Origin of the sequence: Mesorhizobium sp. M8A.F.Ca.ET.161.01.1.1 (genome assembly GCF_004792105.1) — a bacterium.
Lineage (GTDB): Bacteria > Pseudomonadota > Alphaproteobacteria > Rhizobiales > Rhizobiaceae > Mesorhizobium.
On the sequence record NZ_SRTD01000237.1, the window covers coordinates 1 to 342 of the forward strand.

1 pseudogene is annotated in these 342 nt (G+C 63.7%); it reads right to left on the reverse strand.

From position 1 onward, the window contains the following. Positions 1–342 (reverse strand): annotated as a pseudogene (locus EN804_RS35500) (HAD family hydrolase); the annotation flags it as partial.

The window sequence follows — 342 nt, forward strand, 5'->3', positions numbered from 1 at the left end:
TTTCGTAGTCGCTGGAGGCCATACCGAGCTTGTAGCCGCGAGCCTTCAGCCTCGCGAAAAAACCCTTGAGATCGGTCACCGGCACGGATTTATCCGCGGCCTCGGTAAAAAGCCGGTCGAGACGTTGCGTGAGTTCGACAACATCGCAGGGCGAGCCGGCGGCGACGAGACCGGCGGCGATCTCCGCCGTGTTGCCGGCGGCCAGAAGACTGTCGGGCACGACATGACCGGTAACGGGATCCATGCCGCAGGCTGAGAGAAGCCTGTCGGCGAGGACGGGATCTCCCTTGGCCGCAATCGACGCGAGTTCGCGGTTCACCGGTCCCCAGCTTGCGTCATAGC